Below are 24634 nucleotides of genomic sequence, written 5' to 3'. Positions count from 1 at the left end.
CGGTTCAGTTCGCACCGGCTTGCTCGGATAAGTTGACCGTCCCTGCTTCCAGGTCGAGTTCGGTGCGCAAATAGAGACGTTCCGGGACAGGGTGCGCATGCAGATCCCCCTCCACGATGAACGCCATGGCGTTATGCTCGCCGGTCGTCTCACCTGACTGCACGGCACGCACGCGCAGCGTGCCGGGGAGAATTCGCGGTTCGAACGCACGGATGGTGTCGGCCATCAGACGCTCGATCTGCACAATGTCCACATTCGACGCACTCTTTCCCGCAAGGTCGGAGAATCCGAAATTGAGCACTGAATCCGCGACATGCGGAAACCGTTCAATGTCCTGCGACGCAGAAAGCCCTTGCGCATTCAGGAGCCATCCGAGATCGCGCATCACGCTCTGCCGCAACGCCCGCGCAGAACTCGCGCGTTGCTCACGTACCTCGCGGGTCGCATCGCGGTCGTGATCGGTCAGGCGTTCGAGCAGCGAGGGCTGGATGCGCCCTGCGTTGCGCGCGATCGTCGGCGGCTTCGTCACGATCACGCTTCCGCGTTAGCGGGGATGTTCCACTTGCTTTCGACTACGCCGCCGAGTGCCGAGCCGGACGTCGGATCTTGCTGCTGGTAGCTCACGTGGAATTTTTCGAAGTTGAGCGTGACGGTCTCGGTGAACCGGTCTTCGCCGTCCGAGCCACCCGTTGAATAGTTGGTGACGAGCACTTTTTCCAGTTCGATGATGTAGTACTCGAGCGGCTTGGTTCCGCCGGCCTTGCGCACGGTCAGCTTGCCGGTCGGATAGTGCTTGCCGGTCGTGCAAGCGGTGACAATGGAAGGCGTCGAGCGGTCGGTATATTTGGTGACCGACAGGTCGTGGACCGCGACCTTGCCGCCGCCACCGCCGGTACCGAGGTGCATGGTCCCGGACTGGCTCAGGCCCCAGCTCCACGAGAGAATATCGATCTCGTCCTTATGCACTGAATCCAGCGATTCGCCCTTGACTGTACCGAGATCCAAGAAAATATCGACTGCCATGATTTGTTATCCTAAATAGAGGATTGCGATTAAACAAACGTTCGGACCAAGCCCGGTGACTAAAAAGAGTTACGCGGCTTTTGCTGAAGGCAGCTTCGACACCAGACGCAACGAAACCGTCAGACCTTCGAGTTGGTAGTGCGGACGCAGGAAGAACTTCGATGTGTAGTAGCCCGGGTTGCCTTCGACTTCTTCCACTACCACTTCGGCTGCAGCGAGCGGCCTGCGTGCCTTCGTCAGCTCCGACGAATTCTCGGGGTCTCCATCCACGTATTGAAGGATCCAGTCCTGCAGCCAGCGCTGCATATCGTCCTTCTCCTTGAAGCTGCCCACCTTGTCGCGGGCAATACATTTCAGGTAATGCGCAAAGCGGCTGCAAGCGAACAGGTACGGCAAGCGCGCTGCGAGATTCGCGTTGGCGGTTGCATCCGGATCTTCGTATTCGACCGGCTTGTTCAGCGATTGCGCTCCAATGAACGCAGCAAAATCCGAGTTCTTCTTGTGCACGAGCGGCATGAAACCGTTCTTCGCTAGTTCCGCCTCACGACGATCGCTGATCGCGATCTCCGTCGGGCATTTCATGTCGACGCCGCCGTCATCGGTGGGAAATGCATGAACCGGCAGGTTCTCCACCGCGCCGCCCGACTCGATACCGCGGATTCGCGAGCACCAGCCATACGTCTTGAACGAGCGGTTGATGTTCACCGCCATTGCGTAGGCCGCGTTTGCCCATGCGTATTTCGATGCATCCGCGCCGGCCGTGTCTTCTTCGAAGTCGAACTCCTCGACTGGGCTCGTCTTCGCGCCATAAGGCGTGCGCGCAAGGAAGCGCGGCATCGCGAGACCGATGTAGCGCGAATCATCCGAGTCACGCAGCGAACGCCATGCGGCGTGTTCCGGCGTCTGGAAAATCTTGGTCAGGTCGCGTGGGTTGGCAAGCTCCTGCCACGAGTCCATCAGCATCACGGCAGGATCGGCGCCTGCGATAAACGGCGCGTGCGCGGCCGCTGAAATCTTGCCCATCTGCGTCAGGAAATCGACGTCCGGACCACTGTTGTCGAAGTAGTAGTCCGCAACCAGTGCGCCGTAAGGTTCGCCGCCGAACTGGCCGTATTCTTCTTCATAGAGCTTCTTGAAGAGCGGGCTTTGATCCCACGCGACGCCCTTGTATTTACGCAACGAGCGATGCAAATCGTTCTTCGAGATATTGAGCACGCGCAGCTTCAGCGTCTCATCGCTTTCCGTGTTGGTCACGAGATAATGCAGGCCGCGCCACGCGCTTTCGAGTTGCTGGAATTGCTCGGTGTGCAGGATCACGTTCACTTGAGCGCTGAGCTTTTCATCGATCTTCGCAATCAGCGATTCAATGGTCGCAAGCGCGTCTTCGGAGACGAGATGCGTGTCTTGCAGCACCTGTTCCGCGAGCGTGCGTACCGCGCTTTCCACGGCTTCCTTGGCTTTGTCGGTGCGTGGCTTGAACGCCTTTTGCAAGAGACGTCCGAACTCGCCGGATGCATCCGCCTCGGTGGTCGGAGTTTCATGCGTGCTGGTCGTTTGCTGCTGCATGTTGTCGCTGGCATCTGCCATGATTGGTCCTCTTGGCTTGCTGGTTGATAGGGATTCAGGCGTGCAGGATCACGCTTGCGGCTTGGGTGCGGAAGCCAGCGCGCTCAGCAGGGCTGGATCTTCCAGCAGCTTGCCGACCAGCTTCTCCGCGTCGGTCTTGCCGTCCATGTAGGTCAACAGGTTCTGCAACTGGCTGCGTGCTTCGAGCAATTTCGCTAGCGGCTCGACCTTGCGTGCAATCGCCGCCGGGGAGAAGTCGTCCATGCTTTCAAACGTCATGTCCACGCCCATCTTGCCGTTGCCCGTCAGCGTGTTCTCGACCTGCATGGCAACGCGTGGCTTCATGGAGCGCAGGCGTTCGTCGAAGTTATCGATGTCGATTTCGAGGAACTTGCGATCCGCCACCGGCTGCAGCGATTCTTCAGGCGTTCCCGAGAGATCCGATAACACGCCCATGACGAAGGGCAGATTCACCTTCTTTTCCGAGCCGTAAACCTCGACGTCGTACTCGATCTGCACGCGCGGCGCACGATTGCGTGCGATGAATTTCTGACTGCTTTCCTTGGCCATCTTCCTGTTCTCCGGTGAATGAATCGAACGAGCTATTCGGGTGCCGACATGCCGGCCGTTCCAACTACGCTGATCAGTTGAGCCAGCCCTTCGGGTGCAAGGTCTTTCAGCAAGTCGACGAAGGACTTGTCGACAAGTCCACGTGCACGATGCAACAACAGCGGCACTGGACTCGAGGGTTCGTGGCGTGCGTAGTAGTCGCAAAGCCGGTCTAGGGTCGCGATGACATCCGCGCGAGTGGCAAGCTGGTTTGTTCCCGGCGCAGGGATATTGGTCGTGACCGACGCTTGCGCGGTTGTGTGCGCGTCCGGTTCCGGCGTTTTGCCGACGCCCAGTTTTTTCAGGCAATCGCCAATGAGCGTTTCACCTCTTCGCAACGGCGTCTTCAACGCAGCGAGGTCCAGCGCTTGCGCCATGCCGACGCGTTCCGTCAGCACGACCTCAATCCGTTCCGCGTACGCCAACGCCGCGCTGAATGCAGCTTTCAGCGATACCGCGCGATCGACCGAGGCTGCTATCGCCGCTTCGATTTCCGCGAGGCTCATCACGGCGCGGGCGGCTGGCAGGGGCATATCGCCATTGGCATAGAACCATTCGCGCAACGTGAGCGGCAACGTTTGCGATGGAAGCTGCGGCAACAATGGCGTATCGAGTAGTTGTCCAAGCACGCCCGATGTATCCACAAAAGCGGCGAGCGCATTGATGCGTGCCGTCGGGTCGCTGCCGTCGTTCGTGTCGAGTTGCGGATGTACGTCATTCCAATGACGTTCCAGCAGGCCATCCGCGAGCGCGAGTCCATCGGTCAATCCAGCGACGCCTTCAATGGCGAGACACGCCCGCGACAAGAACGCGACGACTCTCAAGTCGCGGCTGCGCGACATCAACTCGACGCACAACGTATTTGCTGCACTCCAGTCGGGCGGCACGGCCGCGACCACGGTCTTGCCATACTCCGCTTCAGGCTTTCCGTTGACCGCTTCTTCCAGCAACCGGAACGAGGGGTCGTATTCAAGATCGGCGCCGCATGCGAGTTCTGTGGAGACGTCTTCGAGCCAAGCAGCCCACTCGATATGCGTGATGAATTCAGGTGTCATGTCGGAACTTCAGAACAGCTCGGTTAAGTAACTCATTCAGACGTCGATCAACGCGTCTCTTAACTAACAAAACATCTTGAAGCGTGGTTTATTCCGAATTGTTTTTGCAGGCCGCACATCGAAAATGTTTCTGAATGAAACAGAGGTTCCTGCCGGAGGTCAAAGCAGGTATTTACGCGCGATGCGGTATCAAACAGCTTTGGCAATTGGCAATGAACATCGGATACCTAACCAATTGATGCAAAAAAAAGCGCGCTTCAAAATCACGCGCACTTTAGATGACCGCAATCTGCTCATTGAGGCGCTGCTTACTGCCCGTCCGCATCGAACTCCGCCTGAATCGCGACATGTACGTCGTCGCCCACAGCCGGATACCATGTCGATAACCCGAATTGAGCGCGACTGAAGTGACCATCGGCGGAGAAACCGAGGGTTTCCTTTTTCGTCAGCGGGTCTTTGGCATGACCGTTGAACGTGACCGCCAGCGTCACTGGCCGCGTCGTGCCACGAATGGTGAGGTCGCCGGTCAGCTCGCCCTTTTGATCCCCCGTGCGCTTGAACTGCGTACTGACGAAATGCATGGTCGGGTACGTATCCACGTTCAGCACGTCATTGCCCTTGATCATCTTGTTGAGAATGGGGACATTTGTGTCCAGGCTGTTTGCATCGATAGTCGCCTCCACCGTGCTTTGTTCCATACCGCCCGCGTTCCAGTTCAGTTGCGCATCGGCTTTATCGAAGCGCATCACAAAGCGCGAATACTTGAAGTGGTCCACGTCGAAGCTGACGTTCCAGTGATGCTCGTCGAGCTTGTAGCGCCCCGCTGGAACGCTGGTTTCATTCGGCGACACGGAATGCGTCACCACGCTGAGCGCCGTGCAAGCGGACAACGAGATCAATCCCGCCACCAGCAGTCCCGCGCGAATTGTGTGAAAGCTCGATAAGAATCTGGACTGCATCATGGTCGTCCTTGTCATGCTATTTGTAGAAAGCGTAGTTCGCGATATACGGAGAACTGCCCGTCTGGTGTTCCGCTGTACACGCGGCCGCGGGCATCAGACCGCCGACGGTATTGATGCGTTGAACATAGCGGATATTGGACAGCGTACCGCTCGCGCCCGCGCTGTGTGTTTCCAGCAGCAACTGCGGGATGCTTTCAGCGGTTGCGCTGGGCGTTTGCGCAAGCACGTGGCCGACTATACGGCTGCCATCGTCCGCTTGCCATGACGGTCCGGCCGCATGCTTGATCACGGCTTGCCCGCTGATATCGTAAAGCGTTGCAAGCGGACTCTTGAATACCCACGCCAGGTGATGCTGCGCATCGTATTCGCATGAATAGACCTGTACGCCGGAAGCGGTCGTGGACATGACCTGTTCCGCTTGCGGCGGGTCGATGGATGCCGCGGCGAATGCGCTAGAACACGTCGCGATCGCTGACACAAACAACGCGGCTGTACGAATGGAACGACTGGACAGAATTGACATGACATCCCCGCTTGAATGCTTCGACAAAGCCGCGCCGGCAGGCACCGGGGTCCCGGATGCAACAAGACGACGGAGGGAAATGAGCAAGTTGAACATGGGTGGAGCCCGTAAGTGTGGAGTGGTTGCGGCCGTTACCGTCTGGTTTCTCCTGGCTGCTTTCGATACAACACCTCAAGGTTCAGATCTATTCCATCGGTAGATCAAAGCGCTTAGCCGCCGAAAAGTCCCTGTAAGGACCCTGTCGGCGGCTAAGCGCTGATTATTCAACGAATGGAGCGGCAGGCTTATTCCCTTGCCCTTTTCTTTATCCCTCGCGAAAGATGAAGCTGTAAGCGTTAAGCGCCGGTACGCCGCCTAAATGCGCATAAAGCACCTTCGATCCCGCCGGAAATTCCCCGCGTTTTACCTTGTCCATCATGCCGTGCATCGACTTGCCTTCGTAGACCGGATCGGTCAGCACGCCTTCCAGCTTTGCGCAAAGGCGGATTGCATCGAGCGTGCCTTCATTTGGCAGACCATATTCGGGGCCGCCGTAACGCTCGTCCAGCACGATATCGCTCGCTTTGATGTCCTGCCCGAGTTCAACCTGCTCCGCCGTTTGCCGCGCAATCCGGTGGATCTGCTCGCGGGTTTTCTCAGGTTTCGCCGATGCATCGATACCGATCACCCGATCCGCGCGTCCATCCGCTGCAAACCCCACCACCATGCCCGCTTGCGTGCTGCCCGTCACCGAGCACACCACGATGTAATCGAACTTGAAGCCAAGTTCCGCTTCCTGCCGCCGCACTTCCTCCGCAAAGCCAACGAATCCCAGCCCGCCAAGCGGATGATCCGAGCAGCCCGCAGGAATCGCGTAAGGTTTGCCGCCTGCCTGCCTGACGCTTTCCAGCGCGTCCTCCCAGCTCTTGCGGAAACCGATATCAAAGCCATCCGCCACGAGCCTGACATCGGCGCCCATGATGCGCGACATCTGGATATTACCGACACGGTCATACACCGCGTCCGAATAGTTGACCCAGTTCTCCTGCACGAGCACGCATTTCATGCCCAGATGCGCGGCGACGGCGGCGACCTGGCGCGTCTGGTTCGACTGAATTCCGCCGATGGACACCAGCGTATCGCAGCCCTGCGCAATCGCCTCGGGAATCAGATATTCGAGCTTGCGGGTTTTATTGCCGCCGAATGCCAGTCCGCTGTTGCAGTCCTCGCGCTTCGCATACAGTTCGACTTTCCCGCCCAGATGTTCCGATAAACGCTTGAGCGGCTGGATTGGCGTGGGGCCAAACGTCAGTGCATGCCGCGGAAATTTCTTCAGATTCATGTCTCGCTCCGGTGATCAGCCAGGTCGCCGCAACCATTTGCGTCGATACGAATATGGTAAAAAAATTCGCTGCGAGCCGTATTGCAAAGAAAAATGACTTATCGTTATTAGCGAGGGTTAATCTAGCTCTTGGCCTAATTAACGTGTGGGTAGTCGCCGATGAACGCAACAAAAGTTCGTGCTATATCGCGGGGAAGCGTCAAGACGCCTGATTCTCAAGGCGCCGAGGTCGATCGCGTTGACCGCGCTATCCTTCGGCAATTGCAGCGCGATGCTTCCATCTCCAACGTGGCGCTTGCCGCGAAGGTCAATCTCAGTGCGCCGGCGTGCTTGCGTCGCGTCGAGAGATTGAAGCAGGCGGGATTTATCAGCGGGATCGTTGCATTGCTTGCGCCAAAGAAACTCAACGCCGGCATGCTGGTAATGATTGGCGTGGTGCTGGATCGATCGACGCCCGAGTCCTTCGCCGCCTTCGAAAAGGCCGCGCAAAAAGTGTCGGGTTGCATGGAATGTCATGTCGTGACAGGCGAGTTCGATTACTTCATGCTTATCCGTACGCGCGACAGCGAGAGCTTCAACAAGCTGCATGCCGAGCAATTGCTTTATCTGCCGGGTGTGCGGCAGGTGCGCAGTTTCATGGTGCTCAAGGAGATCTTGTCGACGACGAGTTTTCCCGTTTGAATGGCGTGGCCACGCAGCCCGGTTAAAATGCCGCGGATACATCAACCGGAACAAGGGACTTCACGAATGGCATCGGACACGACCAATACGCAATTCGACAACGCGTCGATCATCAAGCGCGCGAACATTTACTTCGATGGAAAATGTGTATCGCATACCGTCCTGCTTGGCAACGGAACGCGCAAGACGCTAGGGGTCATATTCCCCGCATCGCTGACGTTCTCGACACAAGCCGCCGAGCAAATCGATGTCACCGCAGGCCGCTGCCGCGTGCGAAATCCCGGCGAGGAACAATGGCGCGAGTACGGTCCGGGTGAATCGATCGCGGTGCCGGCTAATACCAGTTTCGATATTGAAGTGATCGAGACGCTAGATTACGTCTGCCATTATTTTTGATTTTTTGAGCGGCTGGACGGCGCTGAGAACGCCGTCTTGATTCGGCTCGTGAGATGCTAGTCGACTGGCCGCGTCCAGTCGTCAAGTGAAGAGGTAAGCTTTCCTGCTAGCTTCGGTACCGTGCCTTGTGCCGTCACGACCGTTTTAGTCGGCTGCGGGTCGAGCGCTGGACGAGGTGTACTGCGCACCGTCGCCTGTTGCTTGACCGCCTGCGGCCCCTTGCCGATAAGCGCCATCGAACTGTCCTTCACCTCGATGCGAACAGGATCACTCTGCTTCCACTGCTTACGTGGCAGCACCATCCGCCAAGTTGCTCGTTGATTGTCCTCCCGGAAGAACGCCACGATCGCAACATACTCCGTATCGTCACTCATCGGTTCGCTGATGCTCGCGTTTGCATTCGGCCGAAGCACGACGTCCGTTGTGGTCAAGAGGTCGGGTTTCAGAGCGTCCAGATCATTGCTTTGTAGCTGCGCATAATCGAGTTGCTCAAACGCCTGTGGCGTCTTCAACTGATAGACGCGGAGCACTGTAGACAATGATTGTCCCGCGCCGTTCGTATTCAACGACGACCGGCTTATGAGGTCGAGGTTCATCGCCTTGACCTGGGTGGTGAATGCCCACTTCGCTGCGTCCACGGTCCCGGTTTTCACAGACTGGGCGATGCCGCAGCTGGTGACGAGCAGGCTGGTGCACAGCGCGGCAGACAAGATCGCGCAGCGGTTGATTTTATTGCTCATTGCGGTGTTCCGTGTTTTCGCTTTGGCCATTCCATGTGCCGAGTTGCACACGCGTGATGACGCCTGTTTTGTACGGGCGCTCGAGTTGCTCCAACTGGCTTGTGTATCCAAGACGAACCTGGTCTGAAGCGATATCCGCCCTCGGCATCAACTCTGGAGAGACGTGCATCTCCAGATGTGCATTTGCTTCGTACCCGAGGTAAAACCGCAGCAGCGCCATGATTTCACCGTGAAGTTGGCGGCCAGGCGTAAGGCCTAACACCGACTCACACGTTATGGGTGTGATGACCACGCGCACGCAATTGCCGCGATCGTAGAAACCGCGTCCGAGCACGCAGTTCTCGCCTAATGCGGTCGGCTCGAATTCGGTCAGATGAATCCAGACCGGATGGAATTCCGCGACGGTGATCCTTGCATCGGGTACGGCGTGTTGCAGCACGCCCGCGAGTCCCTCGGCCGTACGCGTGCGCTGGCCGGCGAGACCAAGCATCGAGAGCAACTTGCGCGTACCGACCGTCTTTTCGATCGATGGATGGCCGACAAGACGAAGCACAGGTCCAAAGGACGCCGATAAAGGTCCCGTGTCCTTTGCAGTTTCGGCGGCTTGCGGATCATCCTTCTTGCCGAAAATGTTTTGCGCTTTCGCGACCAGCGTGTCCGAGAGCGACGCCCGATGCACGCCTGCATTGCCTTGGTAATCGAGCGATTTCATGAGTGCGATGACCGGCGATTGCCGTGCATCGGCGAGCAGTTTCATTTGCTCGATGGCTGCCGGAATGTTGGCTGCAGCTTGCCATCGCAAGGCATCACGCAGGCTGCGCCTTCAGCGTGAAGAACGTGTTGTAGCTGAATCGCTGTCAGTCCAATAACCGCTTTATCGAGAAGTCACACCATGGCAAAGAATGAATCACGCATCCACGAGGCTGCGGCGGAAACGCTCGTCCTGGAAGAACCTGCTTCCACTACGGCCGCTGTTGAAAAAGACGGCGTCTACGCGAATCTCTTCGATAAAATCGATTTGGCGCCAGTCGCCTCGGCGCGCCCCGTCGACGCCTTTCACAATCCGGACTCGCTCTCGGAATCGTCCCCAGACGAACGTGTGACTCAAGCGTTGCGCGTATTCCTGGATATGATCGCGGCTTCGTCGCAAACGGTTGAGCGCCTCGACAAGAGCCTGATCGATCATCACATGGCCAGCATCGACCAGCGCATCAGCGCGCAACTCGACGCGATCATGCATAACGAGACGTTCCAGCAAATCGAATCAGCATGGCGCGGGTTGAAGTTCCTCGTTGACGGCACGGACTTTCGCAAGAACGTCAAAATCGAGGTGCTTGATGTATCGAAGGATGCGTTGCGGCTGGACTTCGAAGACACGCCCGAGATCATTCAAAGCGGCTTGTATCTTCACACTTACGTCCAGGAATACGACACGCCAGGCGGCGAGCCGATCGGTTCCGTGATCTCTAACTATGAGTTCGATCGCAGCCCACAAGACATCGCGCTGTTGCGCAATATCTCGAAGGTGTCTGCCGCGGCGCATATGCCGTTCATTGGGTCGGTTGCGCCGAAGTTCTTCGGCAAGGAATCCATGGAAGACGTCGCGAGCATTCGCGATATCGGTAATTACTTTGATCGCGCCGAGTACCTGAAGTGGAAGAGCTTCCGCGAGTCGGATGACGCACGTTATATCGGCTTGACGTTGCCGCGCTTCCTCGCGCGTCTGCCGTATGGTCCAGAGACGGTCCCGGTGCGCGCGTTCAATTACACGGAAGCGGTCAAGGGTCCGGACCACGATCGATATCTTTGGGCAAACGCATCATTCGCGTTCGCCGCGAACATGGTGAATAGCTTTATCAAGAACGGCTGGTGCGTGCAGATTCGCGGTCCGCAAGCCGGTGGTCTCGTGCAAGACCTGCCAATTCACCTGTACGACCTCGGCACGGGTAATCAAGCGAAAATCCCTACCGAAGTACTGATTCCGGAAACGCGGGAATTCGAATTTGCGAATCTCGGTTTTATCCCGCTGTCTTATTATAAGAATCACGATCACGCGTGCTTCTTCTCGGCTCATTCCGCACAAAAGCCTGCGATCTATGACACGAAAGACGCAACAGCGAATAGCCGTGTCAACGCACGCCTCCCGTATATCTTTTTGCTGTCGCGTATCGCGCATTATCTGAAGCTGATCCAGCGCGAGAACATTGGAACCACCAAAGACCGGCGTGTTCTGGAACTCGAATTGAATACCTGGATCAAGACACTCGTGACAGAGATGACCGATCCAGGAGATTCGCTGCAGGCATCGCACCCGTTACGTGAAGCGCAAGTAACGGTCGAGGATATCGAAGACAATCCGGGATTTTTCCGCGTGAAGCTCTTTATCGTGCCGCATTTTCAGATCGAGGGCATGGATCTGAATCTGTCGCTCGTCTCGCAAATGCCGAAGGCAAAGAGCTAGGAAAGCTCGACACTCTAATCAACGTAAAAGCTCGTACCGCTGCACGGCAACCCGCTGTGCAGCGTGTCCCATTGCGCACAAACCAAACGAATGAAGATAACAAGACCGCTGTGGGCCAAGGGTGTTTTCATGACGCCGCAGCATTTTCAGCAACAGGCGATGTGGAATCAGTTTGTCGCCGAACGACTCGCGCGCATGACAGGCCCTGACTCGTGGGGCTTGTGTCGCGTCGTGTTCGATCAGCAAGCGCTGGGAATCAACCGTTTGCAACTCAATGCAATCGATGTGCGTCTGCCGGACGGCACGTTTATTGATTCCGAAACCGCCGACCGTTTGCCGACGCCGCGGCAATTGAGCGATATCCCGCCTCGAATCGATAGTGTGGTTGTATCGATTGGACTGGCATTGATCGACGCGCAAGGCGGCAATTGCATTGAGGAAGGCGAGCGTCACGCGCGCCCCCGTCGGTATGTGCGCGAGTATATGAACGTCGCCGATATCAACGGCGAAGGGATTGAGGAGATCAGCGTCGAGCGCCATGCGCTCGCATTGCTGTTCGACTTTGAAGAACCGGGCGACTACGTAACCTGTGCAATCGGGCGTCTCGTTCGCAATACGCAGGGTCAGTTCGAATTCGATTCGGCGTTCGTGCCACCGTGCCTGTTTTTATCGGCGAATGGACGGCTTGTCGAGCGCATGAACCGGCTGTCCGATATCTTGAGCGCCAAAAGCGCGAGTCTTGCGGTGCGCCGTCGCGAGCGCTCGGACCAGATCGCCGATTATGCGGTGTCCGATGTCTCGCTCTTCTGGCTGCTGCATAGCGTCAACAGCACGTGGCCGGATCTTGCGCGCCTGTGTGCCGCTCCCCGGCAGCATCCGGAACGTCTTTATGGCGTGCTCGCCCGTCTTGCTGGATCACTGCTCACCTTCTCCACGACCGAGACCCTCCAGGCCATTCCCGCCTACGATCATCGGGCGCCGGAGCCGGTGTTCGCGGAACTCGAATCGCTGATTCGCGTACTGCTCGACACCGTGATTCCATCGCGTGTCGTTCCGATTGTGCTTGATCGCCCGAGGCATACCGTCTGGGCCGGCAAAATCAACGACGAACGTCTCGCGGACGGCGCCGAGTACTACCTGTCCGTGCAATCGTCGCTGCCCGCGCACGCACTGCTCGAACAGTTGCCGCGCTTGTGCAAGGCGGGCGCGCCGGACGATGTCGAGCAAATCGTGAACTCGGCCCTGCCGGGTATTCCATTGCGTGCAATGTCGAGGTTGCCTGCGGCCATCCCGGTTCGTATCGAGAGCCACTACTTTGCACTCGATAGCGCACACCCTGCGTTCAAGCGAATGATCGATGCGCGTGCATGCCAGTTCTACGTGCCGTCATCGATTCCTGATGTCGCGCTTGAGCTCTACGCGGTGCTCCCGACATGAACAACAACCCGGCCGTGCTCCTTCCGAACGCGTTTCGCGATACCGCGCTCACGGTGGCTACACTCGCCGACAACGCGACTTCAACCACGTTCGATGACTTCCGGAAAGATTGTGTGGCGCAAGTCGTTGCGCTGCGTCGCGAACTTACGGCCGCGGGTCATCCGTCAGATGTTGTGGCAGACGCGACTTATGCGCAATGCGCGTTGCTCGACGAAGCCGCCCTGATCCACCTGAAAGACCATGAGCGCGATGCGTGGGAACGCGAGCCGCTTCAGGTCCGGGAATTCAACACGAACGATGCGGGCGACGAGTTGATCGCCAAGATTCATCGGCGGTTGCAGGAACCAACGCCCAAGCTCGTACTGTTGAGCATCTTCAATGCCGTGCTCGGCCTTGGTTTCACCGGCAAGTTCGCGCTCAACGGCGCGAACGCACGGATCGAATTGATGCGCACACTTGATCAGCGCATTGGTCAGTCTCACGATACGTCGGGCACCGTGCTGCTTACGAACACCGAGCCTTTGCGCTGGCGCATGAACATGTCGCCGCTTGGATGGGTGATCGCGAGCATTGTTGCAGCGGCGCTCGTGTATCTGGCATTGGATCAGTGGCTCGCTGCGTCGATCGCGCGTCTCCAAGGTTGAGCGCACCGTCATGATCATGCCCGCCGGTTACCCGTATCGATCGATGTTCGTCTGGACCGCGGCGCTTGCGATCGCTTGGCTGACGCTGTGCTCGCCGTGGTCGATCGGGTGGAATATCGGCGGCGGCGCACTTGTTTTGCTGTGCGCGGCGGCGGGTATTGTGATCGCGACGCGGCGCGCGTTTGCTCGAACTCAGGCGGCGCAGCAGGTACTGCGGAAGATCGACGCAGCGCTCAGTGGCTTACCCGCTGATATCAAACGCAACACACCACTCGTGATCGTCGTCGCGTCCACCGACGCACCGCTCGCGGGTGCATTCGCCACAAACGCCGTGCGCGTTACCGATGCCGCAATCTGGGTACGCGTAAGCGATCCAACGCGTCTCGCACACTTTGCGGACGCGCTCAAACGCTGGCGTGATGGACAAGGACCTGACGCGATCGCTTACCTGATCGACGCCGACGCGGCCAACGATCAGGCGACACTGGTGGGCGGCCTGCGCCGCTGGCGCGCAGCGATCAGCGAGGCAAGCCGTGCAGTAGGTTATCCATTGCCAGTATGCGTCGCAACGTACGCGAACGAACTGCGGCCGACTGCAGACGAATGTCCATGGTTTGGCGTTTCCGGTACGGGTCAGATTGATACTTCACAGTTATCCGGCCAGATTGCAACACGCCTCGCAGTGTATGCGGGCAGGGCAATTCCCGAAGACAGGGAGGCGCGCGCGAGACGCGCGGCGCGGCTCGACGTATTGACGCGCTGGACCACTGCAACGGTGCTGCCAATCTTGCTCGACGAGCAGCGCACCACACGTCCTGTCCGCGTCCTGGCATTTGGCGTTACTGCCGTTGATGGACATCCGGCGAAGAACTCATTGCTGGCGCGCTACGCCACCGGACTGTCAAAACTCGCGCTGCCTGATGCTGATCCCAGCGAGTCTCAAGCAGACGCACGGTACGCACTACCGGAGCCACTCGTCCGGGGTATCGCGGCCCAGCAAATGCATCGGCCGATGCCGCGCGCGTTTGCACACGGCTTCATCGCGTTGATCGCATTATTTTGCGCCGCTGCTGCGTCATCGGCCTGGCAGAACCGCAATCTCGTCGAGCGCGTCCGCGCGGACATGACGCGTTTTGGCGCAATTGCGCCGAGCATGGACGCGGCGCGCGTGGATGCGCTTCGCATCGTCAAGCGTGATCGCGATGAACTGAGCACCTACGCAAACAACGGCGTGCCGCCGCGGCTCGGTTTGGGCTTTTATCGCGGATCGCCGTTGCTGCCACTCGCCAACGCACTGATCGGAAGCTATCAGCCGCCGGCGCCACCGCCATCGATGATCGAACTCGACAGCCTCTCGCTCTTCAAGAGCGGCTCATCCGTGCTCAATCCCGGCTCGAACCGCATGCTCGTGCGCGCGGTCGAGTTGATCAAGGCAAACACATCGAAGCGCGTTCTGATCGCCGGACACACCGATAACGTCGGCAATGCGTCAAGTAACCAGGCGCTCTCCGAAGCCCGCGCAGGATCGGTGCGCGACTGGCTCGCCGACGCGTCCGGGATCTCGCCAACAAGGTTCGCCATCCAGGGCTACGGCGACACCCGTCCCAAAGCCAGCAACGAAACCGAGGCGGGGCGCGCTGCGAACCGTCGCGTGGAAATTACGCTCGTTCCCGACTGTCGTGACGATCGTAAAAACGGGGTATCCCCCGAGGGTCATGAGGGCAATGTGGCCTGTTCATTTAATTAAAGAGAGGAAATAAACATGGCAATCCCGTCATACATGTGGATCAAGGACGATGGCGGCGCAGACGTCAAGGGTTCGGTTACCGTCACGGGCCGCGAAGGCAGCGTAGAAGTGGTCGCGTTCGACCACGGCATTCATATCCCGACCGATGGCAACACCGGCAAGCTGACCGGCACGCGCGTGCACAGCGCGGTCACGTTCACGAAGGAAACGGACGCATCGACACCATATCTGTACAAAGCCGTGACGAGCGGCCAGACGCTCAAGTCGGTCGAGATCAAGTGGTACAAGATCGACGACGCGGGCAAGGAAAAAGAGTACTTCAACACGCAACTCGATAACGTCAAGGTCGTGAGCGTCAAGCCGCAAATGCTCGACATCAAGAACCCGGCTTTCGAGAAACACAACCATCTGGAAACGATCGAGTTGCGCTACGAGAAGATCACGTGGGCGTACAAGGATGGCAACATCATCCACGCCGATAGCTGGAACGAACGCTCGTAACCGAGTGCGCGTTCGAGCGGCGAGTGGCGCGCTAATCGCGCGTCTCAAGCCTTGAGCGCACGAATTTGCAAACACGCGAGTTCGTGCGTTTTTCATATTTTTTCGGGATCATCCATGACTGCTCGCGACCTCTCGCCCTTCCTGCGCCGCCTGAACGAACACTGCGCCCGCGCGCTTTCCGACGCTGCAAGCCTGTGCGAGACGCGTGCGCATCGGGAGATCGAAATCGAGCATTGGATCATCAAGCTGCTCGAACTCGGCGACGGTGATCTTGTTGCTATCGGCCGACGCTACGAATTGGACATGGACGGGATCTGGAACGGATTGCTGAAAAGCATCGACCGGTTGCCACATGAGTTGCGTGGGAAGCCGGGGTTGTCACAACGACTGGGGCAATTACTGGAAGCGGCATGGTTGCGCGCGTCGCTTGATGCGGGTCAGTCCATGATCCGTTCGGCGCATCTGTTGGCGGCGCTGGCCGACACACCACACTTGCTGCGCGCGCCGGATGCATGGCAATTGCTGAGCGTATCGGCGGTGCAGATCGAGCGGTTGATGCCGGAGTTGAATCGTGTGTCGGTCGAAGCGACGAAAGATGCGTCGATCAACGGTGAGGTACCGGCTCTTGGTCCGACTCACGATTTGACGCCAGCGGCGAAACCCGCTTCCGATGCACTCGATCGCTTCACCATCGATATCACGCGAAAGGCGCGGGACGGCAAGATCGACCCGGTATTCGGACGCGATATCGAGATTCGGCAAATGGTCGATATCCTCGCGCGCCGACGCAAGAACAATCCGATCCTGGTGGGTGAAGCCGGTGTTGGTAAAACGGCGCTGGTCGAAGGGCTTGCGCTGAAAATCGTTGAAGGCGATGTACCCGCGACCGTCCGCCATGTTTCGATCCTGACGCTCGATCTTGGTTTGCTGCAGGCGGGCGCCGGCGTAAAAGGCGAGTTTGAGCAGCGATTGAAGAACGTGATAGAAGCGGTTCAGGCGTCGCCCACGCAGATCCTGTTGTTCATCGATGAAGCACACACATTGATTGGTGCCGGCAACACGGCGGGCGGCGCCGATGCGGCAAACCTGCTCAAACCGGCGCTCGCACGCGGTGAATTGCGCACGATCGCGGCGACAACGTGGTCGGAATACAAACAATACTTTGAACGCGATGCCGCTCTGGAACGCCGCTTTCAGATGGTCAAAGTGGACGAACCGAGCGACGACAACGCGTGTCTCATGCTGCGCGGCCTGAAAGAACGCTACGCGCAGCACCACGAAGTTCACATCACGGACGCGGCCGTGGGCGCAGCAGTGCGTTTGTCGCGCCGATATCTTACCGGCCGTCAGTTGCCGGACAAGGCCGTCGACTTGTTGGACACGGCTGCCGCACGCGTGCGCATGAGCCTTGATGCAACGCCCATCGCTATCTCGACCCGTCGCGCGGAACATGCCGCACTCGAAGTCGAACGGACCGCGTTGACACACGATGAAGGCGCTACATCGCAGGAATACGGCGAACGGCTTGCGGCAATCGATGCACGGCTCGAAACGCTCACTCGCGAACTGATGCGACTGGAAGTGGAGTTGGCGCAGCAGAAGGATGCGATCCACACGTTGTTCGAACTTCGTAGCAGATGGCACGACGCAATCGATGAAAGTCAGCGTAGGGATCTGCAAGCTGCAATCAAGCACGCACACGATCAACTTGCGCAGCACGGCAACGATGCATTGGTCTATGCCGAAGTCGATGAAGCGGCGATCGCGCGCGTGATTGCGGACTGGACGGGGGTGCCGGTGGGAAGCCTCTTATCCGACGAACTGACGACGCTGCTTGAGCTCGAGAGCCGGCTTGGACAAATTGTCATCGGTCAGGATGACGCGCTGCAGGCTTTGAGCAAAAGCCTTCGCGCCGCCAAAGCCGGATTGAAATCCCAAGATGCGCCGCTTGGCGTGTTCCTGTTGGCGGGACCGTCGGGCGTCGGTAAAACGGAAACGGCGCGAGCGTTAGCCGACTTGATGTTCGGCGGCGAGCCGGCGCTTGTGACCATAAATCTTTCCGAATATCAGGAAGCGCACACCGTTTCACAGCTCAAGGGCTCGCCGCCGGGATACGTCGGTTATGGGCAAGGTGGTGTGCTGACCGAAGCCGTGCGCCGCCGGCCGTATAGCGTGATTCTTCTGGACGAGGTCGAGAAGGCGCATCGCGATGTGCTCAACGTCTTCTACCAGGTCTTTGATCGAGGATTCATGCGCGATGGCGAGGGGCGTGTCATCGATTTCCGCAATACGGTGATTGTGATGACATCGAATCTGGGCAGCGATCAGATCATGGCTGCATACGATGCCGTGCAGGAAGCTGGTGGCGATGTAACCACGAGCATGTTGATGCAAGCCATCAGGCCTCAGTTGATCGATCACTTCCAGCCGGCGTTGCTTGCGCGTTTCCAGACGGTTGTGTATCGACCGCTTTCGGTTGAGGCAATGGCAACCATCGTGCGCATGAAACTGGATAAGGTGGCGCAGCGCGTCGAGCGCAAGTTCGGCTTGCCCCTCATTTGCGACGACGCGCTCATTGACGAACTCGTACGCGCTTGCCAATTGCCCGACTCGGGCGCACGCAATATCGACAGTTTGCTCGATCAGCAAATCCTGCCTGTGTTGTCGCGCGAGTTGCTCATCCGGGCGGCGCAAGACACGAAGGCCCCGGCGATCAGACTCTCATATTCGGATGAAGGCGGAATCGGCGTTGAGTTCGAAGTGTTTGCGGATGACGTTACGTCGTGACGCACGGCGGCCCCGGTTTGTTCGAAGCACTGACGGGTCACTTCGCCAACGGCGATCCGATAGACCTCCATAATCGCAACCAGCAAACGTTCTTGTCGGTGCGCGACAACATCCAGCGGATCTTGAACAGCCGCCGCGACAGCCTTGCCCATCTGCCTGATTATGGTCTGGGTGATTTATCAAAGGTCTATCGGCACATGCCTGCGTCCGCGCATACGCTGCGGCGTGAGATCGAAAGTACGCTGCTCAAGTATGAGCCACGACTGAAGGCCATCGAAATCGAACCAGCCGACAAGCACGACAACATGCTGCTCAGCTTCACGATGACGTGTCATTTGCATCAAACCGGACTCGTGCGTTTTGGTACGCATTTCGCACCCGATGGAAAAGCGCACCTCACGACACAGGACGAACGCTAGTCTACCAACGCCCCATCCACATCAAAAAAAGGATACGGCCCGTCAAACTGCTCGACATACGCGTGATGTGAAACCATCCCGACGCCCGCGTTCCAGTAATGCAGCGCGAACGCGCCGGGTTCAAGCACAAAACGCGATGGCGCATCGGCATGAAGATCAAGCACGACCTGATGCGCAGTCGATGGCGCTATCGACGCGATCGTCCCGCCAAAACGTCGATGCACCGGCCGATGCACATGCCCGCACAACACACGTTCCACGTTCGGATGCTTCGCAATCAGCGCCTCGAGCTTGCCGGCAGTTTCGGCGTCGAGCGCCATGTCGTCCATATGTCCGATAACGGTTGCAAACGGCGGATGATGCAACGCGACGATAACCGGCCGCTCACGTGCTTCGTCCAACTGCTGTCCGAGCCACTGCAAGCGCGCGTCACACAAAGTGCCGGGACTTGCATGAGGAATTTGCGAATCCAGCGCGATGACCCGTAACTCGCCAAGATCGAACGCGAATTGCACGAAGTCGCCACCTGCACCCGCTTTCCGCAAATAATCGGCATCGAATACTTCGCGCAGCGTGGCGCGGTCGTCGTGATTGCCGACCATTACATACACCGGCATCGTCAGCGGCTTCAGGCAATCGGCCACATGCCGGTACTCTTCCACTGTCCCGAAGTCTGTCAGGTCCCCCGTCACCAGGACCGCATCGGGTCGCGGACTCATCGTGTTGAGACGCTCCACACAACGGCGCAGACAAGCGGCGGTATCGACTTTTCGATAAGCCAGCGCACCAGGAACCTTGATATGCAGGTCGGAAATTTGAGCTAACAGCATAACGGTCTTTCTCCAGATTAGTGCAGCGCGACCCAGCCCTCGTCGCGTACCGATATCCCTACGATAGTCCCTTGCGCAAGTTCCACACGTCCAGGGACATCGACAGTCAACGCATCGGCGGCAGCATCCTTGATCCTGAGGCGCGTGCGTTCGCCAAGGAACATGGCCGACTCCACCGCGCCGCGTAATTGCGCGGACTCGGGATTGACGAGTTCGGCGTCCTCCGGACGGAAAAATACTTCTGACCGTGCGCCATCCTGAACACGCAACTGCGCGACAAGTCCCTTCACGTTGATCGCGCCGCCGGATGCAATGAACGCATCATCGCGGCACTCACCGGCGACACGATTCAACGTGCCGATGAACTGCGCGACCGCGCGCGTCGCGGGCTGGTAATAGATTTCGCGCGGCGTGCCGCATTGTTCAATCCGCCCTGCACTCATCACCACAATGCGGTCAGCAAGGGCCATCGCCTCCGACTGATCGTGCGTGACGTAAATGCTCGTCACGCGAAGCTCGCGCAGCAGTGCGTTCATTTCGGCGCGGAGGGTTTCGCGCAGACGTGCATCGAGCGCGGTCAGGGGTTCATCGAGCAACAATACACGCGGTCTCGGCGCCAATGCGCGTGCGAGTGCAACGCGTTGCCGCTGCCCGCCGGACAGCTCGGTGATCGGCTTGTCGGCGTGCGCGGTGAGTTCGGTCATCGCCAGCAATTCATCGACCCGGCGACGCGCCGCCGATGCCTCCACCTTCTGAATGCGCAGACCATAACCCACGTTGCCGCGCACCGTGAGGTTCGGGAACAGCGCATAGTTCTGGAATACCATGCCGACCTGACGACGTTCAATAGGCAGTGCGGTGACATCGTCGGCGCCAAAGCGGACATGGCCACCCGCGTCGGGTTTTTCGAGCCCGGCGATCAAACGCAACGTAGTCGTCTTGCCGCAACCCGATGGCCCAAGCAATACAAGCGTTTCGCCGGGTTCTATCGATAAATCGACGGGTTCGAGCACGCGTTGTCCGCGGAACGTTTTCGCGCATCGGCTGAGGGTGACTGGGACGGCTTCGAGTCTCATCGTGCGGTCTTTACGGTTGGGGTTTGAACGGGCAACGCGTCGGGGACACGTCGCAATGCACGTTTGCGTTTTGCCGCCGCGCGAGCGCTTTGTGCGCCGGCGGGATCGACGCCGAGCCACTGCATCGCGATCAACAATGGCAGCGTCATCAACAGGAAAAGTATCGTGTACGCGCTGCCGATTTCAAGGCGCATCGACGCGTAGGCATCGGCGAGTCCGACGGGAAGCGTTTTCGTATCGGGCGTATGCAGCATCCACGTCAGGTTGAATTCGCCGATGGACAACGTCAGCACCGCAAGCGCGCCGGCAACAATGCCGGGCCGCGCGTTGGGCAGCACGATGGTAAAAAACCGCTGCGTGAACGACGCACCAAGACTCGCTGCACCTTCTTCCATGGTGCGCAGATCCGTTCCAGCGCAAACGGCCGCGACCGAGCGCACCATGAACGGCAGCGTGAACACGACGTGCCCTGCCACGATGAACCACATGCTGGAGCGAAACGCGCTCCAGCCGCCATACACGGAAAGCAGCGCGAGCGCCGTGGCAAGTCCGGGCAAGGCAATCGGCAATACGAGCAGCTCTTCGATCCACCTCGCCGAGCGGCTGTTGCTGCGCGCGAGCGCGTAGGCTGCGGGCACGCCTATCGCGAGCGTGATGGCGAGCGTGGCGAGCGCGATTTCTATCGATAACCAGACGGAGCCCTGGTACATCGCCCATACTTGTCCGAGCCATTTGAGCGTGAGTCCGCTCGATATGCCGCGAAAGTAATTGACGGTCAGGCCGGCCATCACCGACATCACGACGGGCACGACCATGAACGCGACGAGCGCGAGTGTGACGACCGTTTGTGCAGCAACGAGCAGACCGCGCGGCTTCATGAATTCAGGCATCGGTTGACCTCATGCAGTGGCCGCGACGGTCGCGCCGGTCAGACTGCGCGCAACCGCCAGCACCGCCCACGTGACAAGACCCAGCACAATCGACAAGGCCGCCGCCGTTGCCAGGTTCGCGTTGAGCGTGAACTCGGTGTAGATGGTCATAGGCAAGACGTCGAGGTCGGTGGCGAGCGTGAACGCCATGCCGAATGCGCCCATCGCGGTCGCGAAACAGACGGCTCCCGCCGCGATCAACGCGGGCATCAGGGCGGGCAGGACAACATCGGCGAAGATCCGCCACGGCGATGCACCCAGCGAACGCGCCGCCTCTTCGAGCGACGCATCGAGCTTGGTCGCAGCCGCCATGACGGTGACGATCACGCGCGGTATGGAGAAGTAGAGATAGCCGAGGAACAAACCGCTGAGCGAGTACGCAAACACCCAGCGATCGCCGGTGAGCCGCGTGGAGATGGCGCCGATCAAACCCTGGCGTCCGGCCAGCATGATCACCATGAATCCCACCACCACGCCCGGAAACGCGAGCGGGAACGTCAGCAACGCGACCAGCAGGCGCTTCGCCGGCACATCCCGGCGAGCGAGGAACAAGCCCGCCACTGTCGACAATACCAGCGTCGCCGCTGTCACCGCCAGTGACAACGCGATCGTCGCGACGAGGCTGTGCAGATAGCGCGCGTTGGTCAGCACCTCGCGATACGCGCTCAACGCATTGGGCACGGCGCTCGCCTGCAGCAGCGCAACGAGCGGCAGCAACCAGAACGCGATGAACACCGCGAGCGCCGGCGCGAGCAACGCAATCCGTGCGCGCGTGGAGAAGGTGGAATCTTGCATGACTGAAAATCAGTGCATCACACGAAGATACTCTTCGCCGAACGCACTTTGCTTCGCAGCCATCTTCGCGAAATCGACATCCTTCGCACGCGCATAGTCGGATGCCGGCAGGAATTTGGCGGCGACATCGGGCGGCAGCGTACCGCCACGCACCGGACGCAGGAACGCATTGGCCCACAAGCGCTGTCCTGCGTCGGACAGTACGAAATCAAGCACCTTCTCGCCATTCGCCTGATGCGGTGCGCCTTTGACAAGACTCATCACATACGGCACGACGATGGTCCCTTCCTTCGGAATCACGAACTCCACGTTCGCGTGATCCTTGTATTTCGCTCGATAAGCATCGAAGTCATAGTCGAGCAGGATTGGAATCTCACCGGACATCACACGCGCGTACGCAGTCTGCTTCGGCACGATCGGCGCGTTGGATTTCATCTTCGCAAACCAGTCGAGGCCGGGCTTGAAGTTATCGAGCGTACCGCCCAGCGCCTGGTTCACCGCAACCGCGCCGGCGTACCCCACGAACGCGGACGATGGATCCAGATACCCGACCATGCCCTTGTATTCCGGCTTCAACAAATCAGCCCATGAACGCGGCACGGGTTTGCCATCGAGCGCGTCCTTGTTCACGAAAAAGCCCAGCGTACCGGAGTGGATTGCGAACCAGTAACCGTTCGGGTCCTTCATGCCGGCCGGGATATCGTTCCAGTGCGCCGGCTTGTACGGCTGCACGAGATCCTTGTCCTTCGCCTGGAACGCCGACGACACGCCGAGATACACCACGTCGGCAATCGGGCTCTTCTGCTCGGCCATCATCTGCGCGATGGCCTGGCCGGAGTTCTTGTTGTCGAAGGGAACACGAATGCCCGTCTGCTTCTGGATGGCTTCGATCTGGCTCGCCCAGTCAGCCCATTCCGGCGGGCAGTTGTAGCAGATCGCGGTGCCGTCGGCATACGCGGCGCCAGCCGCGCAAAAGGTGGCCGTCGCGGCAAGCAGCGTGGCGAGGAGTTGACGGATTTTCATGCAGGATTCTCCGGTTCGAGAGCGGCCATCCGGGCCGCAGGTTCGATGTATGACGCGATAGTCGCGCCGGTTCGCACGTTATGAGGCAACTTGAAGGGAATGGGCTCATTAGCTTCGTTCGCGGCTTCGTCGATGGCTTTGCTGTCGGGCAAACCGAGCTGCTTCGCCAGATGACGCCATGCGTGCCGGCCGATCTCGCGATTCGGCGTGGCGACACTCGAAAGCGCGGTCGATAACCACTCGCCGAGTGGAATGCCATCGAAGCCGAGCACGGAGATATCGCCGGGAACCAGCAGACCCGCATGACGCAGGCCGCGGATCACGATCATCGCGAGGCGGTCGTTGCTGCAGAAAAGCGCAGTCGGCCGGCGCAACGGGTCCGAGAGATGCGCGAGCAAGCTGGCCGGCAACTCTTCCGCGTTGAAGTCCATCTCGAGCGGCGCGTAGGGCGTGAGGCCGGCGTCGAGCATCGCATTTTCATATCCGCGATACCGCAGCCGGGCGCGATCCGATTCGGCAAACGACCCGGCAAGCATCAGGATGCGTTTGTGGCCGCGCTGCAGGAGTGCGCGCACGCCATCGCGCGCGGCCCGCCTGTTATCCACCGATACCGCCGCACGGCACGCGGTGTCGTTATGCGCGAGCACATACGGCAACCCGATGCGATCGAGTTCATTGAGCAGCGGATTGGATTCGGCGTCGGCCACGGTCGCAATCAGGCCGTCCACGCGCTGCTCGCGCAAGGTTTCGATGGCGCGGCGTTCGCGCGCACTGTCGTAGGCGGTGGTCATCAGCATCAGCCGATAGCCGCTGGCGGACGCAGCTTCATCGATACCTTGCAGCGACTCTGCAAACACCGGATTGGCGAGCGTCGGCACGACCACGCCGACGAGCCGCGTGCGCACCCCACGAAGCTGCCGGCCGCGCGCGCTGGGCATGAAATCCAGCGCTTCGATGGACTCGCGCACCTTTGCGAGCGTCTCGGCGTTGAGCAGCTCCGGCGTGTTGAGCGCACGCGATACGGTGGCAATGGAGACGCCGGAATGTGCGGCAACGTCTCTGATGGTGGAGTGCATGGGCCAGTCGGGAAAGAGATGAAAACGGTTACA

24 protein-coding genes and 1 pseudogene are annotated in these 24634 nt (G+C 59.1%); 9 read left to right on the top strand and 16 right to left on the bottom strand.

Going from position 1 to position 24634, the window contains the following annotated elements; translation table 11 throughout:
• Window positions 1-4: 4 nt before the first annotated feature.
• The 8 genes from tssE (AX768_RS17230) to AX768_RS17195 all read right to left on the bottom strand — a co-directional run bounded on the left by tssE (AX768_RS17230) (window position 5) and on the right by AX768_RS17195 (window position 7059).
• Window positions 5-529 (bottom strand): type VI secretion system baseplate subunit TssE, encoded by a 525-nt coding sequence (gene tssE / locus AX768_RS17230; protein WP_082779011.1) that lies wholly within the window; start codon window positions 527-529, stop codon window positions 5-7.
• A 2-nt stretch (window positions 530-531) separates the two neighbouring features.
• Window positions 532-1023 (bottom strand): Hcp family type VI secretion system effector, encoded by a 492-nt coding sequence (locus AX768_RS17225; RefSeq protein WP_062001343.1) that lies wholly within the window; start codon window positions 1021-1023, stop codon window positions 532-534.
• 69 nt (window positions 1024-1092) lie between these two features.
• Window positions 1093-2589: a type VI secretion system contractile sheath large subunit gene (tssC, locus tag AX768_RS17220; protein ID WP_062002292.1), complete on the bottom strand. Its 1497-nt coding sequence runs from the start codon at window positions 2587-2589 to the stop codon at window positions 1093-1095.
• A 69-nt stretch (window positions 2590-2658) separates the two neighbouring features.
• Window positions 2659-3159: a type VI secretion system contractile sheath small subunit gene (tssB, locus tag AX768_RS17215; protein ID WP_062001342.1), complete on the bottom strand. Its 501-nt coding sequence runs from the start codon at window positions 3157-3159 to the stop codon at window positions 2659-2661.
• Between the two features lie 32 nt (window positions 3160-3191).
• Complete coding sequence (gene tssA / locus AX768_RS17210; RefSeq protein ID WP_062001341.1) at window positions 3192-4253, bottom strand: type VI secretion system protein TssA; 1062 nt, start codon at window positions 4251-4253, stop codon at window positions 3192-3194.
• 308 nt (window positions 4254-4561) lie between these two features.
• Window positions 4562-5215 (bottom strand): YceI family protein, encoded by a 654-nt coding sequence (locus AX768_RS17205; protein WP_062002291.1) that lies wholly within the window; start codon window positions 5213-5215, stop codon window positions 4562-4564.
• 16 nt (window positions 5216-5231) lie between these two features.
• Window positions 5232-5693, bottom strand: coding sequence for a DUF3455 domain-containing protein (locus AX768_RS17200; RefSeq protein WP_442857266.1), 462 nt, complete (start codon window positions 5691-5693; stop codon window positions 5232-5234).
• Window positions 5694-6042: 349 nt separating this feature from the next.
• Complete coding sequence (locus AX768_RS17195; RefSeq protein WP_062001339.1) at window positions 6043-7059, bottom strand: 1-aminocyclopropane-1-carboxylate deaminase; 1017 nt, start codon at window positions 7057-7059, stop codon at window positions 6043-6045.
• Window positions 7060-7218: 159 nt separating this feature from the next.
• On the opposite strand from AX768_RS17195, the gene AX768_RS17190 reads away from it, so the two are divergent.
• Both AX768_RS17190 and ppnP read left to right on the top strand, forming a co-directional pair.
• Complete coding sequence (locus AX768_RS17190; RefSeq protein ID WP_062001338.1) at window positions 7219-7740, top strand: Lrp/AsnC family transcriptional regulator; 522 nt, start codon at window positions 7219-7221, stop codon at window positions 7738-7740.
• A 66-nt stretch (window positions 7741-7806) separates the two neighbouring features.
• On the top strand, window positions 7807-8136 hold the full coding sequence (ppnP, locus tag AX768_RS17185; RefSeq protein WP_062001337.1) for a pyrimidine/purine nucleoside phosphorylase: 330 nt from the start codon (window positions 7807-7809) through the stop codon (window positions 8134-8136).
• 56 nt (window positions 8137-8192) lie between these two features.
• Here ppnP and tssJ read toward each other — a convergent pair whose 3' ends face one another.
• Window positions 8193-8876 (bottom strand): type VI secretion system lipoprotein TssJ, encoded by a 684-nt coding sequence (tssJ, locus tag AX768_RS17180; RefSeq protein WP_082779009.1) that lies wholly within the window; start codon window positions 8874-8876, stop codon window positions 8193-8195.
• Window positions 8866-9633, bottom strand: a complete 768-nt coding sequence (locus AX768_RS17175) for a type VI secretion system baseplate subunit TssG (RefSeq protein ID WP_082779010.1) — start codon at window positions 9631-9633, stop codon at window positions 8866-8868. Before AX768_RS17175 ends, tssJ begins: the two co-directional genes overlap by 11 nt.
• 135 nt (window positions 9634-9768) lie before the next feature.
• Here AX768_RS17175 and tssC (AX768_RS17170) point away from each other — a divergent pair, with 135 nt between their 5' ends.
• The 7 genes from tssC (AX768_RS17170) to tssE (AX768_RS17140) all read left to right on the top strand — a co-directional run bounded on the left by tssC (AX768_RS17170) (window position 9769) and on the right by tssE (AX768_RS17140) (window position 18872).
• Window positions 9769-11337: a type VI secretion system contractile sheath large subunit gene (gene tssC, locus AX768_RS17170; protein ID WP_062001336.1), complete on the top strand. Its 1569-nt coding sequence runs from the start codon at window positions 9769-9771 to the stop codon at window positions 11335-11337.
• 90 nt (window positions 11338-11427) lie between these two features.
• Window positions 11428-12774, top strand: coding sequence for a type VI secretion system baseplate subunit TssK (gene tssK, locus AX768_RS17165; protein WP_082778907.1), 1347 nt, complete (start codon window positions 11428-11430; stop codon window positions 12772-12774).
• Window positions 12771-13418, top strand: a complete 648-nt coding sequence (locus AX768_RS17160; RefSeq protein ID WP_062001335.1) for a DotU/TssL family secretion system protein — start codon at window positions 12771-12773, stop codon at window positions 13416-13418. Before tssK ends, AX768_RS17160 begins: the two co-directional genes overlap by 4 nt.
• Window positions 13419-13428: 10 nt before the next feature.
• Complete coding sequence (locus tag AX768_RS17155) at window positions 13429-15165, top strand: OmpA family protein (protein WP_155524270.1); 1737 nt, start codon at window positions 13429-13431, stop codon at window positions 15163-15165.
• Between the two features lie 15 nt (window positions 15166-15180).
• A complete protein-coding gene (locus AX768_RS17150) occupies window positions 15181-15666 on the top strand; it encodes an Hcp family type VI secretion system effector (RefSeq protein ID WP_062001334.1) in 486 nt (161 codons plus the stop codon).
• A 114-nt stretch (window positions 15667-15780) separates the two neighbouring features.
• Window positions 15781-18453, top strand: a complete 2673-nt coding sequence (gene tssH / locus AX768_RS17145) for a type VI secretion system ATPase TssH (protein ID WP_062001333.1) — start codon at window positions 15781-15783, stop codon at window positions 18451-18453.
• Complete coding sequence (gene tssE, locus AX768_RS17140) at window positions 18450-18872, top strand: type VI secretion system baseplate subunit TssE (protein ID WP_062001332.1); 423 nt, start codon at window positions 18450-18452, stop codon at window positions 18870-18872. The genes tssH and tssE (AX768_RS17140) overlap by 4 nt, the downstream gene beginning before the upstream one ends.
• Here tssE (AX768_RS17140) and AX768_RS17135 read toward each other — a convergent pair.
• The 6 genes and pseudogenes from AX768_RS17135 to AX768_RS17110 form a co-directional block, all read right to left on the bottom strand.
• Entirely contained in the window at window positions 18869-19702 is an 834-nt protein-coding gene (locus AX768_RS17135) for a phosphodiesterase (RefSeq protein WP_062001331.1), read from the bottom strand. The genes tssE (AX768_RS17140) and AX768_RS17135 overlap by 4 nt on opposite strands.
• A 17-nt stretch (window positions 19703-19719) precedes the next feature.
• Window positions 19720-20778 carry an ABC transporter ATP-binding protein gene (locus AX768_RS17130; RefSeq protein ID WP_062001330.1) on the bottom strand — a complete coding sequence of 353 codons (1059 nt, stop codon included), beginning with the start codon at window positions 20776-20778 and terminating at the stop codon, window positions 19720-19722.
• Window positions 20775-21650, bottom strand: a pseudogene (locus tag AX768_RS17125) (ABC transporter permease); the annotation flags it as partial. The gene AX768_RS17130 and the pseudogene AX768_RS17125, both read right to left, overlap by 4 nt.
• Window positions 21651-21677: 27 nt before the next feature.
• Window positions 21678-22502, bottom strand: coding sequence for an ABC transporter permease (locus AX768_RS17120; RefSeq protein ID WP_062001329.1), 825 nt, complete (start codon window positions 22500-22502; stop codon window positions 21678-21680).
• 9 nt (window positions 22503-22511) lie between these two features.
• A complete protein-coding gene (locus tag AX768_RS17115) occupies window positions 22512-23525 on the bottom strand; it encodes an ABC transporter substrate-binding protein (RefSeq protein WP_062001328.1) in 1014 nt (337 codons plus the stop codon).
• On the bottom strand, window positions 23522-24601 hold the full coding sequence (locus AX768_RS17110) for a substrate-binding domain-containing protein (RefSeq protein WP_062001327.1): 1080 nt from the start codon (window positions 24599-24601) through the stop codon (window positions 23522-23524). Before AX768_RS17110 ends, AX768_RS17115 begins: the two co-directional genes overlap by 4 nt.
• Window positions 24602-24634 lie beyond the last annotated feature (33 nt).

Source organism: Burkholderia sp. PAMC 28687, assembly GCF_001577465.1.
GTDB lineage: Bacteria > Pseudomonadota > Gammaproteobacteria > Burkholderiales > Burkholderiaceae > Caballeronia.
The sequence above is the reverse complement of the archived record's forward strand: the minus strand, read 5'-3'. Positions and strand labels throughout refer to the sequence as shown.

Coding starts and splice junctions, on each gene's coding strand:
- AX768_RS17190 (WP_062001338.1), top strand. CDS start 7,219: ATGAACGCAACAAAAGTTCGTGCTATATCGCGGGGAAGCGTCAAGACG.
- AX768_RS17135 (WP_062001331.1), bottom strand. CDS start 19,702: ATGCTGTTAGCTCAAATTTCCGACCTGCATATCAAGGTTCCTGGTGCG.
- tssB (WP_062001342.1), bottom strand. CDS start 3,159: ATGGCCAAGGAAAGCAGTCAGAAATTCATCGCACGCAATCGTGCGCCG.
- AX768_RS17225 (WP_062001343.1), bottom strand. CDS start 1,023: ATGGCAGTCGATATTTTCTTGGATCTCGGTACAGTCAAGGGCGAATCG.
- tssC (WP_062001336.1), top strand. CDS start 9,769: ATGGCAAAGAATGAATCACGCATCCACGAGGCTGCGGCGGAAACGCTC.
- AX768_RS17195 (WP_062001339.1), bottom strand. CDS start 7,059: ATGAATCTGAAGAAATTTCCGCGGCATGCACTGACGTTTGGCCCCACG.
- tssA (WP_062001341.1), bottom strand. CDS start 4,253: ATGACACCTGAATTCATCACGCATATCGAGTGGGCTGCTTGGCTCGAA.
- ppnP (WP_062001337.1), top strand. CDS start 7,807: ATGGCATCGGACACGACCAATACGCAATTCGACAACGCGTCGATCATC.
- AX768_RS17205 (WP_062002291.1), bottom strand. CDS start 5,215: ATGATGCAGTCCAGATTCTTATCGAGCTTTCACACAATTCGCGCGGGA.
- AX768_RS17160 (WP_062001335.1), top strand. CDS start 12,771: ATGAACAACAACCCGGCCGTGCTCCTTCCGAACGCGTTTCGCGATACC.
- tssH (WP_062001333.1), top strand. CDS start 15,781: ATGACTGCTCGCGACCTCTCGCCCTTCCTGCGCCGCCTGAACGAACAC.
- tssK (WP_082778907.1), top strand. CDS start 11,428: ATGAAGATAACAAGACCGCTGTGGGCCAAGGGTGTTTTCATGACGCCG.
- AX768_RS17175 (WP_082779010.1), bottom strand. CDS start 9,633: ATGAAACTGCTCGCCGATGCACGGCAATCGCCGGTCATCGCACTCATG.
- AX768_RS17115 (WP_062001328.1), bottom strand. CDS start 23,525: ATGAAAATCCGTCAACTCCTCGCCACGCTGCTTGCCGCGACGGCCACC.
- AX768_RS17120 (WP_062001329.1), bottom strand. CDS start 22,502: ATGCAAGATTCCACCTTCTCCACGCGCGCACGGATTGCGTTGCTCGCG.
- tssC (WP_062002292.1), bottom strand. CDS start 2,589: ATGCAGCAGCAAACGACCAGCACGCATGAAACTCCGACCACCGAGGCG.
- AX768_RS17130 (WP_062001330.1), bottom strand. CDS start 20,778: ATGAGACTCGAAGCCGTCCCAGTCACCCTCAGCCGATGCGCGAAAACG.
- AX768_RS17150 (WP_062001334.1), top strand. CDS start 15,181: ATGGCAATCCCGTCATACATGTGGATCAAGGACGATGGCGGCGCAGAC.
- AX768_RS17110 (WP_062001327.1), bottom strand. CDS start 24,601: ATGCACTCCACCATCAGAGACGTTGCCGCACATTCCGGCGTCTCCATT.
- tssJ (WP_082779009.1), bottom strand. CDS start 8,876: ATGAGCAATAAAATCAACCGCTGCGCGATCTTGTCTGCCGCGCTGTGC.
- AX768_RS17155 (WP_155524270.1), top strand. CDS start 13,429: ATGATCATGCCCGCCGGTTACCCGTATCGATCGATGTTCGTCTGGACC.